The following is a 1,386-nucleotide window of genomic DNA, read 5'->3' as shown; positions in this document are numbered from 1 at the left end:
GCTGGGGCCGCCCATCTGCGTCCACGCCCCCGCCACGGCGCGCCGGCTGAACCTGCCCGGCCTGCCCGGCGCCTGGGACCTGCTGGAGCTGTTCGCCTTCTGCCTGCCGGCGCAGCCCGCGCCGCCCACGCCGCGCGGCCTGGCGCTGGCGCTGGAGATGCCGCCGCCCACCGACGCGGAATCCGCCGCCGCCCTGCTGCCCGAGATCGCCACGGAGCTGCTGCGCCGGCTGGCGCGCGCCCGCAACGCGCCGCTGAACCGCGATGCCGGGGCGCTCGCCGCGCGCCTTGCCGAGGCGGCCGACTGGCCCTGGACCCCCTCGGTGCTGGCGGCGCTGGGCCAGCCCGGCATCCGCCCCTCGCGCGATGCGCTGAAGGTCTGGCGCGTGCTGCCGGACTGGGAGGAGGCGGCGCCACCGCCGCCCCCCGGCAGCCACCCCGTCTCGCCCGCCGAGGCGCGTGCCAAGCTGGCCGAGATCCTGGGCGAGGGCGCCGAGCAGCGCCCCTCCCAGGCCGATTTCGCCTCCGCCGCCAGCCTCGCCTTCACGCCCCGCGACCTGCCGGGCGAGCCGCGCCTGGTGCTGGCCGAGGCCGGCACCGGCACCGGCAAGACGCTGGGCTACGTGGCACCGGCCAGCCTCTGGGCCGAGCGCAACGGCGCCCCCGTCTGGATCGCCACCTACACCCGCAACCTGCAGCGCCAGCTCGACCAGGAGCTGGCCCGCCTCTACCCGGACCCGGAGGAGCGGCGGCAGAAGGTCGTCATCCGCAAGGGGCGGGAGAACTACCTCTGCCTGCTGAACTACGACGAGGCGGTGAGCGGCGCCATGCCGGCGCGGCTGGTGGCGCTGGGGCTGGTGGCGCGCTGGGCGCTGGCGACGCGCGACGGCGACCTGCTGGGCGGCGACTTCCCCGGCTGGCTGGCCGAGCTGTTCCCGGCCGGCGCCATCTCCCTGCTGGCGGACCGGCGCGGCGAGTGCATCCATTCCGCCTGCCCGCACTGGAAGCGCTGCTATGTGGAGCACTCCATCCGCCGCGCCGCCACCGCCAACCTGGTGGTCGCCAACCACGCGCTGGTGATGGTGCAGGCGGCGCTCGGCGGCGGCGATGACGGCCCGGCGCTGCGCTACGTGTTCGACGAGGGCCACCACCTGTTCGACGCCGCCGACGGCGCCTTCTCGGCCGAGCTGTCGGGGGCCGAGATGGCGGAGCTGCGCCGCTGGCTGCTGGGCAACGAGGGCGGCCGGGGCCGCGCCCGTGGCCTGCGCCGCCGGCTGGAAGAACTGCTGGCCGAGCACCCCGCCCTGGTGCCGCCGCTGGACCTCACGGAGCATTCCGCCCGCGCCCTGCCCGCCTCCGGCTGGTGGGACCGCTGGGCGGCGCTGCC

1 protein-coding gene is annotated in these 1,386 nt (G+C 77.3%); it reads left to right on the top strand.

Annotated elements, in window-relative coordinates; genetic code table 11:
- Nucleotides 1-1,386, top strand: a 1,386-nt coding sequence (locus tag ACZJYS_RS24310) for an ATP-dependent DNA helicase (protein WP_493180645.1), incomplete at both ends; no start/stop codon positions are given.

The organism is Roseomonas sp. TS2 (assembly GCF_058833935.1).
Note: the sequence above shows the minus strand (reverse complement) of the source record. Positions and strands in the feature narration are given on the sequence as shown.